The organism is Herbaspirillum sp. B65 (genome assembly GCF_000333555.1).
GTDB classification, from domain to species: domain Bacteria; phylum Pseudomonadota; class Gammaproteobacteria; order Burkholderiales; family Burkholderiaceae_D; genus Herbaspirillum; species Herbaspirillum rubrisubalbicans.
Genome location: NZ_BADI01000903.1, coordinates 1 through 4,236 on the forward strand (window position 1 = coordinate 1; position 4,236 = coordinate 4,236).

2 protein-coding genes and 1 pseudogene are annotated in these 4,236 nt (G+C 63.0%); 1 reads left to right on the forward strand and 2 read right to left on the reverse strand.

All coding sequences use genetic code 11. The annotated features are described in order from the left end of the window. Nucleotides 1-242: 242 nt before the first annotated feature. Both I5W_RS21265 and I5W_RS21275 read right to left on the reverse strand, forming a co-directional pair. A pseudogene (locus tag I5W_RS21265) lies at nucleotides 243-1,657 on the reverse strand (sensor histidine kinase N-terminal domain-containing protein). 16 nt (nucleotides 1,658-1,673) lie between these two features. After that, nucleotides 1,674-2,336: a response regulator transcription factor gene (locus tag I5W_RS21275; RefSeq protein WP_017453922.1), complete on the reverse strand. Its 663-nt coding sequence runs from the start codon at nucleotides 2,334-2,336 to the stop codon at nucleotides 1,674-1,676. A 360-nt stretch (nucleotides 2,337-2,696) separates the two neighbouring features. Between I5W_RS21275 and I5W_RS21280 the strand changes: the two genes are divergently transcribed. Next, nucleotides 2,697-4,236: TonB-dependent receptor (locus I5W_RS21280; RefSeq protein ID WP_199901783.1), on the forward strand; the 1,540-nt coding region annotated here is incomplete at its 3' end.

Below are 4,236 nucleotides of genomic sequence, written 5' to 3' on the forward strand. Positions count from 1 at the left end.
ATCTCGGGCTCGCGCGCCAGCCGCACGAAGACCTGCGCCTCGAAGCCTTGATCGGGTTTTTCCACCGCGTCATAGCGGGCGATGTGGGTGCCACTTTGCAGAACCTTGTCTGTCATGCTGCCTCCTGTATCGGTCACGATGAAGCCGTTTGACACAAGGTCATGCACGAGGTTCGGTAGAAAAAGCGCACTTGTCAGAGCACTGAACTCAGTAGTCAGACATCAGAGCTCAGAGCTCAGAGTTCAGTCCACCCGCGGAAAGCGCACCGTGAAGATGGTGCCCTGCCCCTGCTCCTTGCAATCGACGCTGATGACACCGCCGTGGTCATGGGCGATCTCGCGCACGATGGCCAGGCCCAGGCCGCTGCCGGCGATCTTGTCGTTGGCGCGGTAATAGCGATCGAAGATCAGTTCGCGGTGTTCCGGCGCAATGCCGGGGCCGGAGTCTTCCACCGACAGCAGCGTGGCGCCATCCTGTTCCAGGCAGCGCACCGTGACCGTACCCTGCTGCGGCGAATAGCGCACGGCATTGTCGATCAGGTTATCGATCAGGTCGCTCAAGAGGAAGCGGTCACCGCGCAGGCGCGCCGGCTGCAGGTCGAAACCCAGGTCGATCTGCTTCTTGTCGGCCTCTTCGATGAAGTGCTGCACTGACTCTTCCACCAGCTTGTCCAGCGACAGCTCTTCGAGCTTGCGGCTTTCGAACAGGCCCGGCTCGGAGCGCGCCAGGGCCAGCAATTGGCGGCTCTGGCGGATCATGCGTTCCACCGAGGAATTCATCATCGCCAACGAACGGGCCGTGTCGGGCTGGTCTTGGTGCTTGTCGTGCAGCAGTTCCAATTGCAGCTTCAAACCGGTGAGCGGGGTACGCAACTGGTGCGCCACGTCGGCCATGAAATTCTGCTGGGCCTGTTCGCCCTTGTTGATGCGCGCCATCAGTTCGTTCATGGCCACGATCAGCGGTTGCAACTCCACCGGCGCGCCGGTGCCATCGATGGCCCCCAGCTTGCCGTGGCCGCGCTGCTCCAGGTTGCGCTGCAGGCTCTTCAAGGGCCGCAGGCCGCGCCGCACGGCGATCATCACCACCGATAGCGAACCGAAGGTCAGCGCCCCATCCAGCAGCAGGAAGGACAGCAGGATGGTGTAGTGGGCGCGGTCGCGCTTGCGGATGGTTTCAGCCACCGCCACCGAGATGACGCCGTTCTTGACCCGCACCTGCATGGCCGAGATACGCACCGGCTCGCCGCGCATCTCGCCGTCATAGTTGAAGGGACGGTCGTAGGTCTCGCTCTCGGGCAACTGCGGGAACCCCTTGTCACCCACCAGGATCTCGCCCTGGGTATTGCGCACGGCAAAGAAGGTGGTGTCGGAATGGTTGCTGCGCAGGATCTGCTCGGCCTGCTGGGTCAGTTCGGCGCTGGTGCGTTCCTGCCGGTGCCGCACCTGGGCATACAGGCCCAGGTGGAATCCATCAGGTTCTGGTCGAAGGCGTGCTGGGCCGGCAGCCAAGCCAGCCAGTAGGTCAGGCCGGCGCCCACCAGGTTCAGCAGCAGCAGCGGCGCGATGAGCCACTTGAGCAGGTCGCGCCGGATACTGGCGCGCGCCGAGGAAATGCTGGCCGCCGCCGCCGCAGGTGCAGCCTGATCGCTTACCGACATGCCGCGCAGCCCACGATCAGTTTTCGCTCTTTTCGAGCATGTAGCCGAAGCCGCGGATGGTGCGGATCACCACGCCCGAGTCGGCAATCTTCAAGCGGATGCGCGAGACATAGACTTCCACCGCATTGATGGTGAAGTCCTCGCCCCAGGGCAGCACGGCATCGATGATCTGCTGCTTGGAGACCACGCGCGAGGCGTGTTGCATCAGGTATTCCAGCACCGTCCACTCGCGCAGCGACAACTCGATCTTGCGGCCATCGATCTCGGCGCGCTTGGTGGCATTGTCCAGCGACAGGCCACCCACCGACAGTTGCGCCGGCTGCGGTGCACTGCGGCGGATCAGGGCCTTGATGCGCGCCACCAGCTCAGGCGTGGCGAAGGGCTTGACCAGGTAATCGTCGGCACCCAGCTCCAGGCCGTGCACGCGGTCGGGGATGGTGTCGCGGGCCGTCAGCAGCAGCACCGGGGTATTGTTGCCGGCCGCACGCATCCGCCGCAGGACTTCGAAACCATCGATGCCGGGCAAGCCGATGTCGAGCACCAGCACGGCCGCGTTGAAACGCTGCGACAGCGCATCGTTGCCGTTGTTGACGGTATGCACGGTGAAACCATGCGAATTGAGCACGCGCGACAGGCCGTCGGTGAGCACCGGGTCGTCTTCGACCAGCAGAACATTCATAGGGGACTTCGATAGAAAAAACAGCGCAAAACATCTGCGTGACCGCAGCATCGTATTGCAGCCCGGACGATGCTGCAAATCAGGCGTTGCCCCAGGCCAGGAAGGAGGCGCGCAGAGTGTTACTTTTTTGTCACACTCAGTTCCGCGTCAGCCCATTGACAGCCTTTTGTCAGATTCAAGCCTTACTCTTGGCAACCGTGCAAATGCGAATCCTTATCATTAGCATAAAGACTAATAAAACTGGTTGTCAGCCAGCCAAACGGCCTTCTTGTCGAAGGACGGAGTAGCCAGCCATTGGGGCCGATCCTGCGCAAGCGGGATCGGCCTCGCCTCTACTCCATCCACATCGCCAAGAAAAACATGAATCGACTCACGCCGATCGCCGCCGCATTGGTGGCCAGCTTTGCCGCCCCCCTGCCCTTGTACGCGCAGCAGGTTTCTTCCCCCAGCAGCAGCCCTGCCGCCAGCCCGCAATTGGCCCCGGTCACGGTGGAAGGCCGCCGCGATGACTTCGCCAGTTCCGGCACGGCCATCACCAAGCTGCCGGCCGACCTGCATGACGTGCCGCAATCGGTGACGGTGGTCAACAAGGCGCAGATGCAGTCGCAGGGCGTGAGCTCCCTGGCCGATGCGCTGCGCAACGTCTCCGGCATCACCCTGGGCGGCGCCGAAGGCGGCCAGATCGGCAACAACATCAACCTCAACGGTTTTTCGGCGCGCACCGACATCTACCTGGATGGCTTCCGCGACCGTGGCCAGTACTACCGCGACACCTTCGCCATCGATGAAGTCGAAGTATTGATGGGCCCGTCCTCGATGCTGTTTGGCCGTGGCTCCACCGGCGGCATCATCAACCAGGTCAGCAAGAAGGCCAACCTGAAAGCGGCCACCGAAGTCTCGGGCTCGGTCACCACCAATGGCCTGGTGCGCGCCACCGCTGACGTCAACCATCCGCTGTCGGAGACCTCGGCCGTGCGTGTCGAAGCCATGGCCCAGAATGGCCCGGCCAGCACCCGCAACCAGACCGACGTGCAAGACTTCGGCCTGGCCGGCTCCTACGTCTGGGGCATCGGCACCGCCACCGAAATCACCCTCTCGGCCCTGCTGCAGCACAACCAGGACCAGCCCGACTACGGCCTGCCGCCGCTCAACGGCCATCCCGCCAAGGTCGGGCGCGATACCGCCTACGGTTTGAACAGTGACCGCACGATCCAGGATGTAGCCTCCTTGAACGCCGGCATCAAGCACAAGATCGCCCCGGACGTCACCCTGCGCAGCCAGACCCAGTTCAACTACGTCCACACCGACGCCGTGGAAACCGCGCCCAACACCATCGGCACGATCTCCTCTAACGGTTTCACGCCGCTGTCCAATGCCAGCAGCAGCCTGCCCTGGTCCAGTCTCTTCGTGCGAGGCCAGAGCCATGATCGCAGCATCCATGACTATTCCATCTTCAACCAGACCGAACTGGCGGCCAAGTTCACCACCGGCAGCATCAAGCACGATGCCCTGGTCGGGGTCGAAGTGGGCCACGATGGCTACGACAACCAAAGCTACTACCGCAACGGCAGTTGCAACGGCCGCTCGCTGAACACGGCGGGTTCCACCAGCGGCTACCTGGATTGCGTGAACCTGGCCAATCCGGTCTACAGCGCCGCTGGCGCCAGCACCGCCGAGACCGTCGGCAACCATGCCGGCGGCAGCGCCAATACCATTGCCGCCTACGTAGGCGACACCATCGAACTGGTGCCGCAATTCAAGCTGGTCGGTGGCCTGCGCTATGACCGCTACATCGCCAGCATCAGCAACTCCATCAATTCCACCAACAACAGCTCTTCGACCGCCCTGGCTGCGGCCAACCAGACCGTCAATTTCCTGAGCGTGCGCTCGGGCGCGATCT

Excerpts from the sequence above, each read along its gene's own strand:
- I5W_RS21275 (WP_017453922.1), bottom strand. The coding sequence starts at position 2,336 with ATGAATGTTCTGCTGGTCGAAGACGACCCGGTGCTCACCGACGGCCTG.